Source organism: Alistipes sp. (assembly GCF_020026455.1).
In the GTDB taxonomy this organism is placed as follows: Bacteria; Bacteroidota; Bacteroidia; order Bacteroidales; family Rikenellaceae; genus Alistipes.
Genome location: NZ_JAHHQJ010000001.1, coordinates 299,360 through 321,021, shown reverse-complemented (window position 1 = coordinate 321,021; position 21,662 = coordinate 299,360). Strand labels below are relative to the sequence as shown.

General features: G+C 61.7%; 14 protein-coding genes. 3 read left to right on the top strand and 11 right to left on the bottom strand.

The window, feature by feature from the left end:
• Positions 1-167: 167 nt before the first annotated feature.
• Positions 168-1,601 (top strand): aspartate ammonia-lyase, encoded by a 1,434-nt coding sequence (aspA, locus tag QZ460_RS01225; protein ID WP_290539763.1) that lies wholly within the window; start codon positions 168-170, stop codon positions 1,599-1,601.
• A 366-nt stretch (positions 1,602-1,967) separates the two neighbouring features.
• On the opposite strand, the gene QZ460_RS01220 is transcribed toward aspA, so the two are convergent.
• From QZ460_RS01220 to QZ460_RS01170, 11 genes are all read right to left on the bottom strand, one after another.
• The gene (locus QZ460_RS01220) at positions 1,968-3,110 is read right to left on the bottom strand and encodes an endonuclease/exonuclease/phosphatase family protein (RefSeq protein WP_290539762.1); all 1,143 of its coding nucleotides are present in this window, start codon (positions 3,108-3,110) and stop codon (positions 1,968-1,970) included.
• Between the two features lie 3 nt (positions 3,111-3,113).
• Positions 3,114-3,716, bottom strand: a complete 603-nt coding sequence (locus tag QZ460_RS01215) for a rhomboid family intramembrane serine protease (protein WP_290539761.1) — start codon at positions 3,714-3,716, stop codon at positions 3,114-3,116.
• A gap of 39 nt (positions 3,717-3,755) precedes the next feature.
• Positions 3,756-5,750 carry a DNA mismatch repair endonuclease MutL gene (mutL, locus tag QZ460_RS01210; RefSeq protein ID WP_290539760.1) on the bottom strand — a complete coding sequence of 665 codons (1,995 nt, stop codon included), beginning with the start codon at positions 5,748-5,750 and terminating at the stop codon, positions 3,756-3,758.
• Positions 5,751-6,155, bottom strand: coding sequence for a hypothetical protein (locus tag QZ460_RS01205; RefSeq protein WP_290539759.1), 405 nt, complete (start codon positions 6,153-6,155; stop codon positions 5,751-5,753).
• A gap of 347 nt (positions 6,156-6,502) precedes the next feature.
• Positions 6,503-7,669 (bottom strand): molecular chaperone DnaJ, encoded by a 1,167-nt coding sequence (gene dnaJ, locus QZ460_RS01200; RefSeq protein WP_290539758.1) that lies wholly within the window; start codon positions 7,667-7,669, stop codon positions 6,503-6,505.
• Positions 7,670-7,673: 4 nt separating this feature from the next.
• On the bottom strand, positions 7,674-8,282 hold the full coding sequence (locus QZ460_RS01195) for a nucleotide exchange factor GrpE (protein WP_290539757.1): 609 nt from the start codon (positions 8,280-8,282) through the stop codon (positions 7,674-7,676).
• Positions 8,283-8,430: 148 nt separating this feature from the next.
• Complete coding sequence (locus tag QZ460_RS01190; RefSeq protein ID WP_290539756.1) at positions 8,431-9,144, bottom strand: SAM-dependent methyltransferase; 714 nt, start codon at positions 9,142-9,144, stop codon at positions 8,431-8,433.
• Positions 9,144-11,513 (bottom strand): alanine racemase, encoded by a 2,370-nt coding sequence (alr, locus tag QZ460_RS01185; RefSeq protein ID WP_290539755.1) that lies wholly within the window; start codon positions 11,511-11,513, stop codon positions 9,144-9,146. The genes QZ460_RS01190 and alr overlap by 1 nt, the downstream gene beginning before the upstream one ends.
• A 256-nt stretch (positions 11,514-11,769) precedes the next feature.
• The gene (locus tag QZ460_RS01180; protein ID WP_290539754.1) at positions 11,770-14,265 is read right to left on the bottom strand and encodes a Smr/MutS family protein; all 2,496 of its coding nucleotides are present in this window, start codon (positions 14,263-14,265) and stop codon (positions 11,770-11,772) included.
• A 142-nt stretch (positions 14,266-14,407) separates the two neighbouring features.
• The gene (locus QZ460_RS01175) at positions 14,408-15,415 is read right to left on the bottom strand and encodes an MlaD family protein (RefSeq protein WP_290539753.1); all 1,008 of its coding nucleotides are present in this window, start codon (positions 15,413-15,415) and stop codon (positions 14,408-14,410) included.
• Positions 15,416-15,425: 10 nt separating this feature from the next.
• A complete protein-coding gene (locus QZ460_RS01170) occupies positions 15,426-16,637 on the bottom strand; it encodes an N-acetylmuramoyl-L-alanine amidase (RefSeq protein ID WP_290539752.1) in 1,212 nt (403 codons plus the stop codon).
• A gap of 140 nt (positions 16,638-16,777) precedes the next feature.
• Here QZ460_RS01170 and QZ460_RS01165 point away from each other — a divergent pair, with 140 nt between their 5' ends.
• Together QZ460_RS01165 and QZ460_RS01160 are read left to right on the top strand one after the other, a co-directional pair.
• Positions 16,778-19,660, top strand: coding sequence for a putative LPS assembly protein LptD (locus QZ460_RS01165; RefSeq protein WP_290539751.1), 2,883 nt, complete (start codon positions 16,778-16,780; stop codon positions 19,658-19,660).
• A gap of 160 nt (positions 19,661-19,820) precedes the next feature.
• Positions 19,821-21,650: a U32 family peptidase gene (locus QZ460_RS01160; protein ID WP_290539750.1), complete on the top strand. Its 1,830-nt coding sequence runs from the start codon at positions 19,821-19,823 to the stop codon at positions 21,648-21,650.
• The last annotated feature ends 12 nt before the right edge of the window (positions 21,651-21,662 follow it).

Below are 21,662 nucleotides of genomic sequence, written 5' to 3'. Positions count from 1 at the left end.
CGAATTCTTCAACTCCGCGGAGCGAATACAAAGTTAACAAGTTTTTTTATTATAACAAAGTAACGGAAAAAGCATTATATTTGATGTCGGAAGGTTTCGCCGGACCACACCCGATCCGGAGCGCAGCCTCCCTGCTTTTGCAAACCTGTAACCAAAACATATGGATCATGGACTTTACGGAACTCAGACTTTCGGGTAAAACCCGTCGTGAACACGACCTGCTGGGCGAAATGGAAATCCCGGCGGAGTATTATTTCGGTGTGCAGACCATGCGCGCCGTAGAGAATTTCCACATCAGCCGCGTACGGCTCAACTTCTTTCCGGAGCTGATCCGCGCCCTGGCCGACGTCAAGCAGGGGGCCGCCATGGCCAACCGCGACCTGGGGCTGCTCGACCCGGCAATCGCCGATGCCATCATCCGGGCCTGCGAGGAGCTGCGCGCCGGGAAACTCCACGAACAGTTCGTCGTCGACATGGTGCAGGGCGGCGCCGGCACGTCGACCAACATGAATGCCAACGAGGTGATCGCCAACCGGGCGCTGGAACTCCTGGGCCATGAAAAGGGCGAATACAACTACTGCCACCCCAACAACCATGTCAACCTCTCGCAGTCGACCAACGACGCCTACCCCACGGCCGTGAAGATCGCCCTGGCGCGCAGCATCGAACACCTGGTTGCCTCGCTGCGCGAACTCGTCGCGGCGTTCCACGCCAAGGGCGAGGAATTCTCCACCATCATCAAGATGGGGCGCACACAGCTTCAGGACGCCGTGCCGATGACCCTGGGCCAGGAGTTCGAAGCCTACGCCGCCAATCTGGCCGAGGAGGCCGAACGGCTGACGGCCAACAAACAGCTATTCTTCGAGATCAACATGGGGGCTACGGCCATCGGAACGGGCATCAACACCGACCCGGACTATGCCGGGCTTTGCACCCGCCACCTGCGCGAGATCACGGGGCTGCCGCTCGTCGAGGCATCGAACATGATCGAGGCCACGAGCGACACGGGAGCCTTCATCATGAACTCCTCGGCCCAGAAACGCCTTGCGGTGAAGCTCTCGAAAATCAGCAACGACCTGCGTCTGCTCTCGTCGGGTCCCCGCTGCGGGCTGAACGAAATCAACCTTCCGCCGCGCCAGCCGGGCTCGTCGATCATGCCGGGCAAGGTCAACCCGGTGATCCCCGAGGTTGTCAACCAGGTTGCATTCCGCGTGATCGGCAACGACCTCACCGTGACGATCGCCTCGGAAGCCGGACAGCTCGAACTGAACGTCATGGAGCCGATCATCGTCCACTGCCTGTTCGAGAGCATCGAAATGCTGATCAACGCCATGAATACGCTGCGCGAGAAGTGCATCGTCGGCATCACGGCCAACGAGGAGATCTGCCGCAGAATGGTCTACAACAGCATCGGACTGGTCACGGCGCTCAACCCCTACCTGGGCTACGAAACATCGAGCATGCTGGCCAAGGAGGCCCTCAAAACCGGCAAGGGCATCTACGACCTTGTTCTTGAACATAAGCTGATGTGCGAAGAGGAGTTGCACAAGGTGCTGCAACCCGAGAACATGGTCCACCCGCGCAAGAAGATCGAAGAGTGATCAAAAAGAGACCGAAAAAAGATCGGATAACCCCGCCCCGGCTCCGCAGAGCCGGGGCTATTTCGTTCCACCGGACTGCTATTGCGCCACCCAGCCGCGACGCATCAGAATCCTCCCACCAAATACCGCACGCCCCCGTTTGCCGCAATCTCCTTCCCGGTTGTCTCACCCCCGCCCTTGCCGCGCAAATAGCCTTCCTCAGGTAGGGAAGACCGGCCTGTACCTTACCGGCGGGATCGACGCGCCCGCAAGGGCTTTCGGAAAACAGCAGCTGATTTCCGGCGACAAGCCGGCCGGACACATGCAACCCGGCACCAAGAGAGTCTCCGCCCGAAATTCCGCTTTCCGGCGAGAGGAGGAAATTCGTCAGGGCTTTTTCCGAAGCCGCACGACAACGGGATGGTGGTCCGAATAGTCGACCGGAATCACCTCGTAGGAAAGCGGTTCGAAACCGCCGCTCAACACATAGTCGATGCGCAACATGTTGTAGAACCCGCGGAACGTATGTGCATAGCCCGACCCGCACTCGCGGAATGCGTCGCGCAGACCCCGCGCCATCGTGCGGTAGACATACGACATGGGCGTATCGTTGAAATCGCCGCAGACGATCCGCCGCGTGCGTGTCGCCTCCACGACCTGCGCGATGCTGTCAACCTGCGCGGCCCGGAGCACGCTGTTTTCGCGCAAACGGGTCACGATACTGCGGATTTTGGTCTCGCGCGCCGTGTCCGAAAGGAACTGATGGCTGGTGATGAACTGGTTGTCTGAAGCGTTGATGGCCGTCGATCGCAGGTGGTTGTTGAAGACCCGCACGGTGTCCTCGTCCACAATCACATCGGCCCAGACCGAAGACGAGGGCGTCAGCACGGTATCCGAACGCAGAATGCGGTATTTGCTCAGAATGGTCAGCGTTGCCCCGTAAAGCGAATCGGGAGCCTGCGTGCGCCCGAAGTGGGCGATCTCGTACTTCTCGCCCAGCAGGGCAAACTCCTCGGACTTCTCCGCAAGGCGGGCATTGAATTCCTGGAGACAGATCAGGTCGGGATCCTGCTCCTCGATCAGACGCAGGATGTCGTTGACACTGCTCCGGCCGTCCTCGCCGTAGAAACAGCGCACGTTGTAGCTCATAACCTTGACCGCCGCGCGGTCGAAGGACTCCTCCGAGGCATAGCTGCGGCGGATTTCGGGACGCCAGAAGAGCGAGACCTTGAAAAGTCCCGCCACGACGATGACCAGCATCGTCCCGGCACACACCCAGCGCCAGCGGATGATCCAATAGAGCGTCAGCACGACCGCCGCGACATAGACCGCCGGAGCCGCCAGCCCCAACACGGGAAAGAACCACACGCTGCCCGGGGCGACATAGGGGACGAAATAGGTGAGCACCAACGTCACGCCCACGGCCAGGGTCACGAGCGTCAGGACCAGATCGACCAGACGCACGGCAAGACTGCGCCGCCGCTTCTCCGGAGTTCCTCCCCCGTATCCGTTATAGTAATCGAAAGCCATCGGCTAAAAGCGGATCATTCCCCGGCGCTTCCACCAATGCAGCAGCAGGAATCCCCACAGCATGCCGCCCACATGGGCGAAATGGGCGACGTTGCCCACGCCCCTCCATCCGAGGAACAGCTCGATGACGGCATAGATGACGACAAACCACTTGGCCTTCATCGGAATGGGCGGAATCAGCAACATGATGACCGCATTGGGATGCATCACGCCGAAGGCCAGCAGCAGTCCCATCACCGCACCCGAGGCGCCGACCAGCAACAGCGGCAGTTCGCCGAAGGCCAGTGCCGTGAGGTACTGAATCAGCGCCGCACCTACGCCGCAGACCATGTAGAAGGTCAGAAACCGCTGCGAGCCGAGTTCATACTCGAGCGTCCGCCCGAACATCCACAATGCAAACATATTGAAGAAAATATGCTCGAAATTGGCATGCAGGAACATGTAGGTGATGAACTGATAGGTATGGAAATAGGGCGTTCCCAACGACAGGGCGCAATACTGCAGGATCGTGTCGCCGACAGGCAGCATGGCCGTGGCCATATAAACCAGTATATTTATGATTATCAGATTTTTGACCACCGGAGGGGTCTGAAAATAGCGGTTCATGCGTTTTAATTTTTGCAAATGTAACTCTTTTCCACCGGATTATCCCAACTTGGCGCGCAAATCTTCCGGCGTGATCTCCGCGGAGATCGCCTTGCCCGAGGGCGAAAAGCTGAAATTCCCCGTGTCGGCCAGCTGTGCGAGCAGTGCCTCGGCCTCCTCGCGCGAGAGATTCCGCCCCACGCCCCTGGCTCCGGATCGGGCCATCACACCGGCGATCTTCTCGCGCCGCACATCGGAGAGCGACACCGGGATCGCAAAGGCCTGCAACAGGTCGAACAACAGCCTGTCCACCGCATCGGCGGGCATATCAGCGGGCGTTCCCTTCACTTCGACGGCCCCTTCGCCGCAGAAGTCGATGTCGAAACCCAGGGCCGCGAACTCCACGGCATTCTCCTCCAGAAGGGCATATTCGTCGCCCGAGAGGACCAGACGCTCGGGAAAGAGCAGCTGCTGGCTCACCGCCGAGCCGTTGCCCAGCATCCGGAGGTAATCCTCGTAGAGAATCCGCTCGCGGGCGCGCCGCACATCGACCACCACGAAGCGGCCGCCCAAAAGGGCTGCGACATATCCGCCCGGCAACGGCAGCGCATCGGTAAATTCGGGACGCTGCGGCATGTCGAGCTGCTGCTGCTCGGGAGCGTCCGACGAAGGGATGAAATCCAGAGCGCTGTCGTCAAACCCGCCGCCCGAAGAGGCGATCTCGAACCCGCCGCCCGACTCGAACTCCTCGAACTCCCCGTCGTCGGCCCCCGGCAGGGCGAATCCGCCCGCCGCAACCCGCGGGAACGACGCCCCGGTGTTCCGGGCTCCTCCCGTGCGCATGCCTCCTGCGGCGCTATCCGCCACACTCCCGCCGTCGCGGTAAGGCACGTCGAATCCCGTGAAATCGACATTCGGATCGGGAGCCGAAGGGTCGATATACTCTTCGCGGAAGGGGTTGTAGTCGCTGTTCGACATGGCCAGCGGCTCGCTGTAAACGGCTCCCTGCTGCAAGACGGGGATCTCCACCGGGCTGTCCCGGTCGAAATCCATCAGCGGCACGGCGCCCGTTTTGGCCAGCGTCTCGCGCACAGCGGCGTTGACGATCTGCCACACGGCCTCCTCGTCGGCGAACTTGACCTCGGTTTTCTGCGGATGCACGTTGACGTCGATACGCCCGGGGTCGAGCGTCAGGTAGAGAAAATAGGAGGGCTGGCAACTCTCGGGAATCAGTTTCTCATAGGCTTTCAGGATGGCGCTCGTCAGGTAGGAGCTCTTGAAAAAGCGCCCGTTGACAAACAGATATTGCTCCGAGTTTCGTTTCTTGGCGGCCGCCGGACGGCCGATATATCCCTCGATGCAGGCGATCGATGTGTTGGCCTCGACCTCCAGCAGGTTCTGCTTGATGTGACGCCCCACCACATCGACGATGCGCCCGGCCAGCGACCCGGCCTGCAACGCATAGATCGGAGCGTCATTGGCATAGAGTTCGAAGGCGATCTGCGGATTGCAGAGCGCAATGCGCTGAAACTCGGACTTGATCTGCGAGGCCGAGGAGGAACTCTTGTCCAGGAAACGGCGGCGCGCCGGAACGTTGTAGAAAAGGTTGCGCACGAAGAACTGCGACCCCACGGGGCACATCACGGGATTCTGCGCCGCAAACTGCCCGCCGTTGATCTCGATCTGCGTCCCGACCTCGTCGCCCTCCTGACGGGTGCGCAGTTCGACCTGCGACACGGCGGCGATCGAAGCCAGAGCCTCACCGCGGAATCCGAACGTGTGCAGGGCATAAATATCCTCCACGGCCCCGATTTTGCTCGTTGCATGACGGTCGAAGGCCATGCGGGCGTCGATGGGCGACATGCCGCTGCCGTTGTCGACAATCTGAATCAGGTCCTTGCCTCCATCGCGGAAGTTGACCTTCACCGAAGTCGCCCCGGCGTCGATGGCGTTCTCCATCATCTCCTTCACCACCGATGCGGGCCTGTTGACGACCTCGCCTGCGGCGATCTGGTTGGCAACGACCTCGGGTAACAATCTGATTTTATCTGCCATTTACTCCTTGTAATCGTTGGGAACGACCCTAATGGGCGCATAGGGATTGAACTCTTCCTGGCCGACCTGCTGCGTTTCGGTCGCAGGCAGAGCCCGCGTGCGGAGGAACACCTCGGCCAGCTTCGGGTAGAGAAGGTAGATGAAAAGCATCACCACCACAGCCCCTGCGGCCATCTTCAGCACACGCATGCGGCCCCGCTCCTCCTCGTTCGACCGCCGTTGCTCCCGGGCTTCGCGCTGGGTGCGGATGTACTGCCCGGGCCGGTATTCGCGGTCGGCATCCTCGGCGCGCTCGCCGCGCAACTCGGCCCGGCGCTGCTCACGGGCCTCCTTCTCGGGGTCGTAATACCGCGGGATGTAATTGAATTTGTTCGGGTGCCGTTTGAAGGGGGTAAAGCCTAACATGGTCGTTCTATTTTTTGTAAAGATACGAATATCTTCGCAATTTTATTGCATGACTCTCTTTTTTCCATTTGCGACATCACGGCCGCGGTGCGACGACAGGCCCGGCAGACGACGCTGTCGTTTGCCGGGCCGCCCAAGCAGAAACGGCGCCAGACCTGCGCCACAAGCCCCTCGGCGAGGGAATGTCCGAGAAACGGCGCTCCGCAACGCCCCGGCCCGCAGGGCTCAAGGCCTGCGGCCCGTGCACCGCCCGAAACCGGATCCTCATCCGGCGGCCGGAGAGACGGCCAACGCCGCGAATACACCCGTCCGCAACGGATCCGGAGCCGCAACTCTCGCCCGGAATCCTACCGGAAGAAGCTTTTCATCCGTTCGAAAATATTCTGATTCTTGACCGACTCCGCCTTCTGGAACGAGGGCTGCGCGGCCAGCTGCTCGACGAGTTTCCGCTCCTCTGCCGAGAGTTTCGACGGAACGGTGATGTCCACCACCACCAGTTCGTCGCCGCGGCCGTATCCGTTCACGTCCGGCAATCCCTTGCCGCCCAGACGCAACACCTTGCCGGCATGCGTTCCCGGAGCGATCTTGATCTTGGCGCGTCCGTCCACCGTCGGAACCTCGACCGTGCCGCCCAACAGGGCCGTCGTCACGGTGATGTTCAGGTTGTGGATCAGATCGTTGCCGTCGCGCACCAGTTCGGGATCGCGCTCCTCCTCGATCATCACCTGCAGGTCGCCGTTCACACCGCCCTGACGCGCGGCATTTCCCTTGCCCGTGACGGTAAGGACCATGCCCTCGCCCACGCCGGCCGGGATCTTGATCTCCACGACCTCCTGCCCGCGCAGCGTGCCTTCGCCCTTGCACTTGTCACACGCCGCGGTGATCACCTTGCCCGTGCCGCCGCACGTGGGGCAGACGCCCTGCGTCTGCATCCGCCCGAAGAAGGTATTCTCCACGCGCGTCACATAGCCCGCTCCGTTGCAGGTCGAACAGGTCGAATAGGCATTGGCGTCCCTGGCTCCCGAGCCGCCGCACTTGTCGCAGGCGACGGTCTTGTTGATCTTGAGTTTCTTCGTAACCCCGTTGGCGATCTCGGACAGCGTCAGCTTGACCCGCACGCGGATGTCCGAGCCGCGGTTCACGTGCCGTCCGCCGCCGTTCGACGAGCGGAATCCGCCGCCGAAATGGCCGCCGAAAATATCTCCGAACTGCGAGAAGATGTCCTCCATCGAGAAGCCACCTCCACCGAAACCTCCGAAACCTCCGGCCCCGCCGCCTGCCGCGCCGCTCATTCCGGCATGGCCGAACTGGTCGTAACGGGCGCGCTTGTCGGGGTTCGACAGCACGTCGTAGGCCTCTGCAGCCTCTTTGAATTTCTCCTCGGCCTCCTTGTCCCCGGGGTTTTTGTCGGGGTGGAACTGGATGGCCGCTTTGCGGTAGGCCTTCTTTATTTCGTCTGCGTTAGCGTTCTTCGCCACGCCCAGCACTTCGTAGTAATCTCTTTTTTCTGCCATGATCCTACTCTCCTACAACGACTTTAGCAAAGCGCAGCACCTTCTCGCCCAGCATGTAACCCGTCTGAACGACATCGATGACCTTGCCTTTTTTCCCGTCCCCAGCTGCAAACCGGGCCACGGCCTCCGAAAAATCGGCATCGAAATCCTTGTCCATCACTTCGATCTCGGTCACCCCCTTGCGGCGGAGTGCCTCGGTAAATTTCTGTGAAATAAGCGTCACACCCGCCCGCAGAGCCTCCAGGTCGTCGCTTTTCTGCATGGCATCGACGGCGCGCTGCACGTCATCGCGCACCGGCAACATCTCCAGCAGCACGTCGCGGCCCCCGGTCTGCACCAGTTCCATTTTCTCCTTGAGCGTGCGCTTGCGGTAGTTGTCAAATTCGGCCTGCAGGCGGACATACTTGTCCTGCCATTGCGCCACGGCCTCTTCGAGGGCCTTGGCTGCGTCGGCTTCGGCAGCGGGCTCACCGTCTGCCAATGTGTCAGTCGCCTCACCGGTTTCATCTGCCACATTGGCACACGCTTCACCCTCGCACGACGGATACCCATCGCCGGGGGCAAAGCCTTCGTCGCCTCCAATACCCTCATTATAAACTTTTTCCTTTTTCATATCTTGTAATTTTTCAGTTTTCCTCCCCTTATTCGATCAAATTGCATACCAACCCGGCCAAGCGCCGGATTTCAAGGACAATGCCCCGCCGGACAACGCACCGACACCCCTTCCGGCGTCAGAGAAGCCACCTCCCGACAAGAGTCCTCTATCCGATGATGAAAATAGCCGGTCGCCTGTTCATTTCGGGCAGCCGGCAGCGGCGCCACTCCCCGGCCGTATGGGTCTCGATCCACTCGCCCGGAGCGGTGAGATCGACAGCTACGGTCAGCCGCGTCTGGGCCCCGAGCGTCTGCACCAGCTGCTCCATCAGCTTCACGTTGCGGTAGGGAGCTTCGATGAAGAGCTGCGACTGCCCCTCCGCCAGTGCGCGTCGTTCAAAGAAACGGATGGCCCGGGCCCTTTCGGGCGGCTTCACGGGCAGATAGCCGTTGAAAGCGAACGACTGCCCGTTCAGCCCCGAAGCCATCACCGCGAGGATGATCGACGAGGGCCCGACGAGCGGCACGACGCGGATGCCGCGGCGGTGACACGCCTCGACGACCGCCGCCCCGGGATCCGCGACGCCCGGCACCCCCGCCTCGGAGATCACCCCCGCCGAACGGCCTCCGAGCAGCGGCGCAATCAGCTCCTCGATTTCGCGGCCGGCGGCAGTGTGTTCGTTCAGTTCGCGGAATTCCAGCTCGCCGATGGGCCGTGCGATGCCGGCTTTCGACAGAAACCGCCGCGCCGTGCGGGTGTTCTCGACGATGAAGTAGTCCAGCGCATCCATCACGGCCCGGTTAGCCGCGGGGAGCACGTCCCACGGCGCCGTTTCGTCCGAAATCGGACAGGGGATCAGATACAGGGTTCCGCTTGCCATTACTCTTTGAGATAGATTCGTTTCACACGCGACGAGACCGAAGTCATGATCTCGTAAGGTATCGTGTCGAGTACCCGGGCCATCGTTTCGAGGTCATTTCCCGGCTCGGCGGAGAAGACCGTCACCTCGTCGCCCTCGCCGACGCCCGGAATGTCCGTGATGTCGATCATGCAACTGTCCATGCAGACGCGGCCCACGATCGGCGCCGGCTGCCCGGCCACCCGCATCGACCAGCGCCCGCAGCCCAGATGACGGTCCAACCCGTCGGCATAACCGATCGGCACGGTCGCCGTCAGCGTCGGGCGCAGCAGTTTTCCGGCACGTCCGTATCCCACGGCCTCGCCCGCTTCGAGACGCTTGATCTGCACGATGCGGGTCTTGAGCGCCGAAACCGGACGCAGCCCCGCATTGTGCTCCCATCCGAAACCGTAAAGACCCAGCCCGAGGCGGCACATGTCGAACTGCGCCTCGGGGAAGCGCTCGATGGCCGCCGAATTGGCCGTATGGCGGATGACGGGATAGGGCAGCGACGCGGCGAGGGCGGCACTCATACGGTCGTAACGCGCGATCTGCTCCCGGGTGTAGGCATCCTCCTCGGGCATGTCGGCACAATTCAGGTGCGAGAACACCGACGCCACCTTCACGGCGGGCAACTCCCGCAACACCTCGCACAGGCGCGCGATCTCTCCTTCCATGAATCCCAGCCGGTGCATGCCCGTATCGAGCTTGATGTGCACCGGATAACGGATTTCGCCCGCATGCGACACCGCCTCGGCGAAATCGGCAAGCGACCGGAAACTGTATATCTCGGGTTCGAGCCGGTTGGCGATCATCTGCTCGAAACTGTCGGCATCGGCATTCAGCACCACGACGGGCATGGTGATCCCCCGCTCGCGCAGCAGCACACCCTCGTCGGCGAACGCCACGGCAAGGTAGTCGACCCCCTGGTGCTGGAGCATCTGCGCCACCTCGAAATCCCCGGCACCGTACGAACCCGCCTTGACCATCGCCACGAGACGGGTCGAGAAATCGATCTTCGCGCGAAAATAGTTCAGGTTGTGCACCATGGCGTCGAGATCGACCTCCAGCACCGTCGTATGGCTCTTGCGCGCCAGTGCATGCGCGAGTTTCTCGAAACGGTACTCCCGCGCGCCTTTCAACAGGACGGCACGCCCGGCCACCGCCCTGCGGCCGATGCGGGCGATGCACTCGTCGGTCGAAGCAAAAAACTCCCTGTCGCCGCCGAACAGCGCGGCATAGCGCTTCAGCTTCGGACCGATACCGACAAAGGTGTCGATGCCGGCCCGCGCGACCATCCCGGCCACGCGTCCGTACAGTTCGTCGTCGGTCAGCCCGCTCTGCGCGATGTCCGACAACACGAGCGTCCGGCGGCGCGACAGCGCCACGTTGTGCAGGTAGTCGAGCGCCAGAGCCAGCGAGTTGAGATCGAGGTTGTAGGCGTCGTTGATCAGCACCGAGTCGTTGATGCCGTCCTTGACTTCGAGCCGCATGGCGACCTCGGGAGCCCCGCTGAACGCCGGGGCGGGATAGCCCATCGCCGCGCAGAACGCCTCGACGATCCGGGCGTTGCGGCGTGATGCCGCGTTGCCGATCAGCGCTTCCGGCACCTCGGGACAGGAGGCCGCGTCGCAGAGTTTCCGCCCCGCGAAGCGCGCGGCGATCATGCGGCCCAGCGGCTCGTAATAACTGTGGTAGACGATGGTCTCGGCACAGTGGGCCAGCACCATCTTCTCGTCGCATTTCTGCTCCAGATTGAGGAAATTCTCCTGATGTGCGTCGCCGATCGAGGTGAACACCACCACATCGGGACGGATGATGCGCTCCAGACGCTCCATCTCCCCGGGTTTCGAAATCCCCGCCTCGATCAGCGCCAGCTGCTCGTCGCCCTCGATCATCAGCACGGACAGCGGCACCCCCAGTTGCGAATTGTAGCTTTTGGGCGACCGGTAGCACTTTATGCCCGCAGGCAGCTCCTCGGCAATCCACTCCTTGATGACGGTCTTGCCGTTCGAACCGGTGATGCCCACCACCGTTCCCCGGAACTGCGCCCTGTGGTATGCCGCCAGACATTGCAGGGCCGCGATGGCATTTTCGACGAGCACATACCCGCACTCCGGCAAGGCTTCGAGCGGCCGTTCGACCATAAAGGCCCGCACGCCGCGCGCATACATCTGCGTGACGAACGCATGCGAATCGTGGTTTGCGCCACACATGGCGACAAACACCGGCCCCGCTCCGAGTTCGCACGTCAGCGAGCGGCTGTCGGTCACCACCGACTGTACTTCGCAGTCGGTTCCTGAAAACCTGCCGCCCACGACGGCGGCGATTTGCGAAAGACGATATTTCATAAAATATCCATTTTTTCCAGTCTTTTTTCGGGGAGGGGCTCCCGAAAAGCTCCGTCAGACACCGGCCGCCAGCCCCGAAACGCCTGCTCCCGGCCCCGTCTGCCCCCTGCTTCCGGGCCCAAACGCCTGCTTCCGGCCCCGGGCCTTGCAATCCGCGGATTTGCGGTCCGGGCCACCCCTGCACCCGCTGCCTTATTTCACGCCGCGCAGCATTTCCCGGCTCCCCGATCCGAACGGGAAACCCCAAGCCTCACCCTCACGACAAATCGAAGGTAACGATCGTTATCCCGGCCCCGCCGCGATCGGCATGCTCGTCCACCGCCGAAACGATCTCCGGCACCGTGCGCAGGTAACGGCGAATCTCCTCCTTCAACGCGCCGGTTCCCTTGCCGTGGAGAATCGACACCGTGCCGACACCCACCATCAGTGCGTCGTCGATGAAGTTGCGCACCTCGTCCAGCGCCTCCGAAGCGCGCATGCCGCGCACGTCGATGTGGTCCTTGAAGTTGAGCTTGCGCGACGAGATGTCCACCGAGAGAACCGTACGGGATGTAACGGGACGTGTCGCCTCGCGGTATTCGTTGTTCGACACCACCGTCAGCAACCCCTTGTCCACCGCCGTAAGTATCTGCCCGAACGCCACCTGCGCCCGCTTTCCCTTCACCGACTGCACCACGCCGACCATCTCCTGCCCGGTCATGCGGACTTTCGACCCGACGACCACTTCGCGCGGCTTCTCGGGCTCCGGAGCACGCTCCCCCGCTGCCGGCTTCGCGCCCTGCTGCGCCCGACGCTCGGCGCGCCGCTGGCGGCGGCGTTCGATACGCTCTATTTCGCGGGCCACGGCGGCTTCGTTCCGGGCCTCGTCGGCCTTCTCGACCACCTCGCGGAAGTCGTCCAGCTCGCGCCGTGCCAGCCGCGTCAGCTCCTTCTCGGCCTGCGCCTCGCGGATGGTTTTAATCGTATTTTCGATCTGCTTGTTGGCGTCGGCAATCAACTGCCGGGCCTCCAGCTTGGCTTTTTTCAGAATCTCCTGCCGCTCGGTGCGGATCTTCGCCAGCTGCTCGGCATAGTTCTGCTCCAGCTCCTCGACCTTGCGGTCCGTCAGCCGGATGCGGTCGCGTTTCTGCTCCCAGTAATGCTTGTCGCGGGCGATCTCGCGCAGCTGTTTTTCGATATTGATGTGGTCCGACCCGGCCTTTTCGCTCGCCGCACGGATAATATCCTCCGGGAGCCCGATCTTGCGGGCGATCTCCACGGCGAACGAACTTCCCGGCTTGCCCATTTCCAGCCGGAACAGCGGCCGGATATTCTGCACGTCGAACATCATCGCCCCGTTGGCAATGCCCTCCACCGATGCGGCGTAATACTTGATATTGGCATAATGCGTCGTGATCACGCCGTAACACCCCTTGTCGAGCAGCCGCTCGAGGATCGCCTCGGCGATCGCCCCGCCGATGATCGGCTCGGTTCCCGACCCGAACTCGTCGATCAGCACCAGCGTCCGTCCCGACGCGCCCGCCAGCATATGCCTCATGTTCAGCAGGTGCGACGAGTAGGTCGACAGGTCGTTATCGATCGACTGCTCGTCGCCGATATCGATGAAAATGCTTTCGAAGACCGGCAGCTCCGAGACCTCCGATACCGGCACCGGAAACCCGCACTGGAACATATACTGCACGATACCCGTGGTTTTCAGACAAACCGACTTGCCGCCGGCGTTCGGTCCCGAAATGACGAGTATGTGCTTGCGCCGGTCGAGCTGCAAATCCAACGGCACGATCTCGCGGCCCGCGGCCCGCAGTGTCTGCTGCAGCAACGGGTGGCGGGCGTTTTTCAGCACCAGCCTGTCGTCGGTCGATACGATCGGACGCACACACCCGTTCTCCGAGGCCCAGCGGCCCTTGGCGCGCAGCATGTCGACCTCGGCCAGGTAGTCGCCCGAATCGGCGATCAACTCCGCGTCGGGACGGACCGCGTCGGTAAACTCCGTGAGGATACGCACGATCTCGCGCCGCTCGGCATACTCCAGCTCGCGCAGTTCGTTGTTGATCTCCACCACCTCGACCGGCTCGACGTAGAAGGTTTTTCCCGTTGCCGATTCGTCGTGGATAAACCCGTTCAGCTTGCGTTTGTTGCCGGCCGAAACCGGGATCACGGCCTTGCCGTCGCGGATCGAGATCTGGGCGTCGGCATCGACGATCCCCGCCCCCTTGGCCGCTGAAAGCACAGCCTGCAGGCGTTTGGCGGCCTGCCCCTCGCGTTCGCGGATGGAGCGGCGAATCTCCAGCAGGGCGGGCGAAGCGTTGTCCTTCACCTGCCCGAACCGGTCGAGAATGGCGTCAATGCGCTGCACGATCTCCGGGAAGACCGCAACGCCCCGCGTGCGGGCATGGAGGGCCGGATAACGTTCTTCGCGGCTGACGATGAACGAGACGATGCCGCCGATTGCGGCCAGCGCCCGGCGCAGCATCACAACCTCCTCCACGTCGAGGAACGAACCCTCGACGCGCAGTTTGGCGACGATGTAATCGACATCGGGATATTCTCCCCCGGGGAAATCCTGCTCCATATCCAGCAGCAGGCGCATTTCGTCGGCGAGTGCCAGCCGCTGTTCAATCTCGCGCATGGAGGTCGAAAATCCCTCGGCGGCGAGCCGTTCGCGGGCGGCGCGCATGGTACAACGTTCCGCGACCTGCTCGCGGAGCCGGTCGAATCCTATTTTCTGCTCGAATGTGGCAGGGTAAATCATGAAGATAAAAAAATTAAGCCTTAAAAATTAAAAAAACCGACCTCCCGTTCGACGTTTCGTTCTGTTCACCGGCATGCGACGACACGGCCGGACGGGAGATGGAGCAAACGATTCCAGCCGGCACCTTTCCAATTTTCAATTCTTAATTTTTCAGGTTCAATCTCACGGAATCCCTTGCGGCCCTGGCTGCAGCTTTGGCTGCTTTACGCTCGGCCTTCTCCTGCATCTTCTCGGGACTGCGTCCGAAAAGCGAGAAGTGCACGTAGCGGCCGGGATACTGCTCGAGGTTGGCCAGCAGCGAGGCGAGATTGGCGCTGGCCTCGGTCAGCGAATCGTAGAGCGCAGGATCGGTCATCAGCTTGCCGACAGTTCCCTCGCCCGCCTCGACCTTTGCCAGCAGGGCGTTCACCTCCCCCACGGCATCCGTCAGCCTGCGGGCAAATCCGGCGTCGGCCAGCTCGCCGGTTATCCGGTTCAGGCTGCCGACGATGCTGTCCACACGCGGGGTGTTGCGGCCCAGCATCGCGGAGAACTCCGTAAGGTCGTCAACGGCCACCTTCAGATTGTTCTTCTCGGCGTCGAGCAGGTCGGCCATGTCGCCCGTAATGGTGTTCAGATGGCCCAACGTGCCGGAAATATTCTGCGCATTGGCCTCCATCAGACTATTGAGGTTGGCCAGCGTACGCGAGAGATCCCCCGTCACCTGGGAGACCTTCTGCTTGAAGAACTCCAGCTCCGAGCCGGCCACATCCATCAGATCGCGTTCGCGCACCGAGCGCAGCGTGTCTCCCGACCGAAGGAACGAGTGCGCCGAGCCGTAGTTGATTTCGATGGCCTTTCCGCCCATCAGCCCGTTGCTGAAAATCTTGGCTTCGGAGTCGCTCGGAATGTGGTAGTTCCGTTTGATGGTGAACTGCAACACGACCTTGTCGCTGTGCTGCGGATCGAACGAAATGCCCGTCACCGTACCAATCTTGACGCCCTTCATCATGATCGGCGAGGCCGCCTGCACGCCGTTGATCTGGTCGTAGGCGGCATAATAGACCGAGTTGCGGCTGAAGATGTCGAATCCCTTCAAAAACCGGATTCCGGCCCAGGCGGCAATGATCATCGACACGCCGAAAATTCCGATTTTAACTTCCCTTTTCATATCTGTACTTTTATTTTACAATCTGTGCTCCCCGGCACGCGACCACGAAGGCCTCGGGAAATACCTTGCGCACCGCGGCCAGCTTCCGCTGTGCGGCTCCGCGGGTGGCATATTCGCCCACACCATACTTATAGGGGAATCGTCCCTCGGACGCATACTCCTTCACCTTGCCGCGGTAGGCGCGGAACTGCGCCGAGGTGACGGGCACGGACGACGCCGAAGCCATCACCTGAATCGTGTAGCGCAAAGGCTGCGCAGCCGCTTTTTCCGGGGTTTTGACCGGGGTCTCCGTTGCGGGCTTCTCCGCCGACTCTCTTTCTGCCGACACTGCCGCTGAATCTCTTTCCGCCGACTTCTCCGCCGCCTTCTCTGCGGCTTTTCCGTCCGACTTCTCCGCGGCCGATTTGGCGGCCGCAGCCTGCCCTTCCTCGGCCCTCCGGGTTTCGAGCACATAGGCCGAATAGCTGCGGATCGCCTGGTAGAGCGACCGGGCGATCTCGTTCTGCCCCTTGTCGGATTTCATGTAGGCCAGCTCCTGCTGGTTGGACATGAAGCCGATCTCGGTCAGCACTCCCGGCATGTCCGTCGCATAGAGCACCCGCAGCAACTGCGGCTTAATGCCGCGCGAATGGCGCCCCGCCTTGAGGTAGCTGTTCTGGACGCAGCGGGCGAAAGCCATGCTGTATTCGCCGTAGGTGAACTGCAGATTCTGAATGTACGCCCGCACGATGGCCGCCGTCCGCTCGTCGGACATGTCGATCAGATCCTCGCGGTTGTTTTCGAACAGGGCATTTTCGTTGTATCGCTGCTCCTTCGGGCTCTCGCCCATGATCAGCGTCTCGACCCCGCGCACGCCCGTTGCCCGGGGTGCGGCGTTGGCGTGGATCGAGATGAAGAGATCGCCCCCGGCCTTGTTGGCGATATTGGCCCGTGCCTGCAGGTCGGCCGCCAGATCGGGCCCCAGCGTCTTGTCCGTGGTGCGGGTGTAGACCACCTTCACCCCCGGCATCCCCTCCTCGATGAGCTTTCCGAGTTTGAGCGCCACCTTCAGCGTGAGGTCCTTTTCATAGACCCCTCCGTAGTGCGCACCGGGGAATCGCCCCCCGTGCCCGGCGTCGATGACCACGACTTCGACACCGTGCGCAATATTCCCCGCCACCGCAACGTTCATAAGTACGGTTGCGGCCGCAAGGGCGAAGAGCAGCAAAAGTCGTGTGCGCATATTTAATGGTACCAAATGTGAGCTTTCTATAAATTTTTACCTATCTTTGTCGGGCCGAAAATGCGACGGAAACGGCTCTGCGGCTCGATCCGGGCGTTTTTGCCGACTTGTCGGCAAAGGTATGGAAAATTTTTGGGATTTTGGATAAAATTAGGGTAAAATATATCTTGTCGGCGACGGTGATTCTGCTGTTTGCCCAGATCGTACTGGGCGGCGGAATGCCCCGCACAACCCGCCATCCCATCCTCGGGGACACCGTCCCGAGCCCGACTCGCTCCGCCGCAACAGCCCCCGACACCGCCGCAATAAACCTCGACTCGGGCACCCGTCAGCCTGCCGCCACTCCCTCGCGCCGCGAGGTGCGCAGACAGGCGCGCGAAGAGATCCGGCGGCGCAGGGCCTTCGACGCATTGCCGCAGCAGATGAAGGATTCGCTCCTCGCGGCGCAGGTCGACTCGCTCGTGGCGCAGCAGGGCGGTTCTCCGGGCGCACGACCCGACACGCTCGCCACCGACACGCTCCGCCGCGACACGGTGAAGAAGCCGCGTCCCGCAGGGGCTTTCCTCGACGACCCGATCGCGGGCAAGAACACCGACTCGCTCGTCTACGACGTGCGCAACAAGCTGGTCCACATCTACAACCAGGGCGACGTCTCCTACCAGAACAGCAACCTCAAGGCCGACTACATGCGCATCGACATGGATTCGAAGATGGTCTACGCCTACGGCAAGCCCGACACGCTCGACGGCAAGGAGATCATCACCAAACCCGAATTCACCGAGGGCTCGGCCACCTACCAGATGGACACGATCACCTACAACCTCGACACGAAGAAGGCGAAGATCAAGGGAGTGGCCACACAGCAGGGCGACGGCTGGCTGGTGGGCGGCAGCGTGAAGAAGATGCCCGACAACACGATCAACATCGAGCACGGCAAGTACACCACCTGCGACCATACGGACCATCCCCACTTCTACCTGGCAATGACCAAGGCGAAGGTCATCCCCGGCAAGAAGGTGGTCACTGGCCCGGCCTACCTGGTGATGGAGGACGTGCCGATCTACTTCCTCGGCATCCCCGAGGGGTTCTTCCCGATCAACATGGGCCCCAAGTCGGGTCTGCTGATGCCCACCTACGGCGAAGAGTACGCCAAGGGTTTCTTCCTGCGCGACCTGGGCTATTACTTCACCCTGGGCGAATATGCCGACCTGGCAGTGCGCGGCGGCATCTACACGCTGGGGTCGTGGGAGGCTTCGGCCGCGGCGCGCTACATCAAGCGCTACAAGTACAGCGGCAGCTTCAACATGCAGTATTCGAATGTCAAGACGGGCGAAAAGGGCGAGGACGACTACATCAAGCAGAGCAACTTCCGCATCCAGTGGACCCACTCCCAGGACCCCAAGGCCAACCCGGGTTCGACCTTCTCGGCTTCGGTGAACTTCGCCACGAGCGGTTACAGCCGCTATTCGGCCACCAACCTCAACGACATTCTCTCGACGCAGACCAACTCGACCATCTCCTACTCGAAGAACTGGGCCGGAACGCCCTTCTCGCTGTCGGCGAACATGGCCATCTCGCAGAACTCGCAGAACAAGAGCATCTCGATCACGCTGCCCACGGTGGTCTTCAACGTCTCGCGCTTCTACCCCTTCAAGCGCAAGGAGAAGCAGGGCAAGGACCGCTGGTACGAAAAGATCTCGATGCAGTACACGGGCAAGATGACCAACTCGGTGACCACCACCGAATCGAAAATCTTCTCCAAAGAGACGCTCGAAAACATGAAGAACGGCATCGAGCACTCGATTCCGATTTCGGCCTCGTTCAACCTGTTCAACTACATCAACCTCTCGCCGTCGATCAACTACAACGAGAAGTGGTATTTCAAGAAGGTCGAATTCGAGTGGAACCCCCTCACCAACCAGACCGACACGCTGCCTGCAAGCTACGGTTTCTACCGCCTCTATAACTACCAGTTCAGCGTTTCGGCCTCCACGACGGTCTACGGCATGTACGACTTCACGAAGAAGAGCCGCAACCGCAAGATCCAGGCCATCCGCCACACGCTGACCCCCTCGATCGGCTTCTCCTATGCCCCGGACTTCACCGACCCCAAATACGGCTATTACAGGATCCGCCAGACCGACTCGACGGGTCGTTTCACGACCTACTCGCCCTATGCGGTCAACGCCTACGGCGTCCCCTCGTCGGGCCGTTCGATGTCGATGAACTTCTCGCTGTCTCAGAACCTCGAAATGAAGGTTCTCTCGAAACGCGACACCTCGGGCGTGAAGAAGATCAAGCTGATCGACGAACTGCGCATCAGCGGTTCGTATAACTTCCTGGCCGACTCGATGCGCCTCTCGACCATCCCGGTTTCGTTCCGCACGACGCTGTTCAACAACTTCGGCATCAACCTCTCGCTGACACTCGACCCCTACCGCGTCACCCCCGAGGGCAAGCGCTACAACAAGCTCTTCTTCCCGGGGCGCGTCGTCTCGACGGGCTGGTCGTTCGGCTATACGTTCAAATCGCGCAGCGACCGGAGCGAAACGGCCATCAACGACATCACGTCAATCCCCCCCGAGTACCAGAACCCGTTCTACGATCCCTATGGGCACATGGACCCCGTGCTGCGAAGACAGTACATGGCACAGAGCTACTACGATTTCTCGCTGCCGTGGAACTTCGGTTTCAACTATGCGGTCAACTACTCGATCTCATACACCAACAACGGCACGACGGGCTACCGGAAGAACATCACCCAGACCGTCGGTTTCAACGGTTCGCTGAACGTCACCCCCAAGACGGGCATCACCTTCCAAGGAGGCTACGACATCAAGCAACGCAAACTCACCACGTCGTCAGTCTCGATCACGCGTGACCTCCACTGCTGGCAGATGTCCTTTTCGTGGATTCCGTTCGGCTACCACCGTTCGTGGAGTTTCAACATCGGCGTGAAGGCCGCATCGCTCTCCGACCTGAAATACGACAAATCGCAGTCGATGTACGACAACATGTACTGACGCAGGATGGAAATGTCTTCCCCGAGTCGTCCTCCCCGAGCGACGCTTGCAATCCACAGAACCCCAGGCGGCAAGATCCGGTCTGACGACGAATCCCTCAATTTTCCGTTCGCGGCGTCCCGATATTGACCGCATTTTGTTACTTTTGCAAAAAGAAAAAATGAAACCCGTCGAACTGTTAGCTCCTGCCAAAGATTACGCCGCGGCCACGGCAGCCGTGGACTACGGCGCCGATGCGGTCTATATCGGCGGCGCACGCTTCGGTGCGCGGCAGGCCGCGGGAAACAGCGCGGAGGAGATCGCCCGGGTCGTGGAATATGCCCACCGCTTCGGAGTGCGGGTCCACGCCACGCTCAATACCCTCGTGTGGGACGACGAACTGGAGGCCGCCGAACAACAGGCCCGCAGCCTGATCGACGCGGGCGTCGATGCGCTCATCGTTCAGGACATGGCCCTGCGCCGGATGAACCTTCCGGTGGAACTGCACGCCTCGACCCAGGTGTCGAACCGCACCCCCGAGGGGGCCCGTTTTTTGGGCGAGGCCGGATTTGCGCGGGTGATCCTCGAGCGCAACCTCACGCTGGAGGAGATCCGGGCCATCTGTGCCGCCACCACGGCCGAGGTCGAATGTTTTGTCCACGGGGCCATCTGCGTGGGATACAGCGGCCGCTGCTTCCTCTCGCGGTCGATGTCCGCGCGCAGCGGCAACCGCGGGGCATGCAGCCAGCCCTGCCGCCTGGCCTGGGACCTGACCGACGGAAAGGGCCGGAGCTGGATCGCCGGGAAGCACCTGCTGTCGGTCCGCGACATGAATCTTTCGCAACGCATTGGCGATCTGATGGATGCGGGAGTTACCTCATTCAAGATAGAAGGTCGACTTAAGGATCTCGCTTATATACGGAACGTTGTAGCCCACTACCGCCGGGCTGTGGACGAGGCGCTGGCCCTGCGGCCGGCACTTGTGCGCTCTTCGGTCGGCGAGAGTATCCCGGATTTCACGCCCGACCCGTCGAAGAGTTTCACCCGCGGGGAATCCACCTATTTTCTGGACGGGAAGTGCTCCGGAGTGGCATCGTTCGACACCCCGAAGGCGGTCGGCGAACGGGTGGGCCGCGTGGCGGGGGTTTCGGGCGGCACGTTCACGCTCGACGGAGCGCACGACCTTGCTCCGGGCGACGGCATCTGCTTCCTGACGCCGCGCGGCGTGACCGGAACCAACGTCAATACCGTGGAGGGCCGCCGCATCACGCCCAACCGCATGGAGGGAATCACTCCCGGGGCGGAGGTCCGCCGCAATTTCGACCGTCGTTTCACGCTGTCCGTGGAGCGCAGCCGCACACGGCGGGTGATTCCGGCCACAGCCACGGCGGAGGCGACGGCCCAAGGGCTGAAACTCACTTATACGGACTGCGAGGGCGTCACGGCCTCGGCTGTGCGGGCCGTGCGGCTCGATCCGGCGAAGAATCCCGACGCCAATGCCGCCGCACTGCGCACTCAGACGATGAAGGCGGGCGACACGATCTTCGCGGTCCGCGACGTCGAAGTGCGGGGTGCCGGGTGGTTCGTGCCGGCGTCGCTGGCTGCGGAACTGCGCCGCGAAGCGCTGGCGGCACTTGCCGAAGCGCGCCGCGAGCGGCAGCCGGAGCACCGCATTCTGCCCGAGAATCCCGCCGCACGCTACCCTTCGGAACGGCTTTCGGCCGAAGATAACGTCACCAACCGGCTGGCCGAGGCGTTCTACCGCGACCACGGGGTGCGGCAGATCGAACGGGGACTCGACCTCGCGCCGACGACCGCCGGACATGTGGTCATGCGCTCGGCCTACTGCATCCGCCGCGAGATCGGCGAATGCCTCCGGGAGCATCCGCGGCTGCGCGGCGACCTGTTTCTGGAACACGGCCCATTCCGCTACCGGCTCGTATTTGACTGCGGGGCCTGCGAAATGTTGCTGGTCGATCCGCTCGAGAAACGAACGCCGGAAGGAGTATAACCATTTATAAAA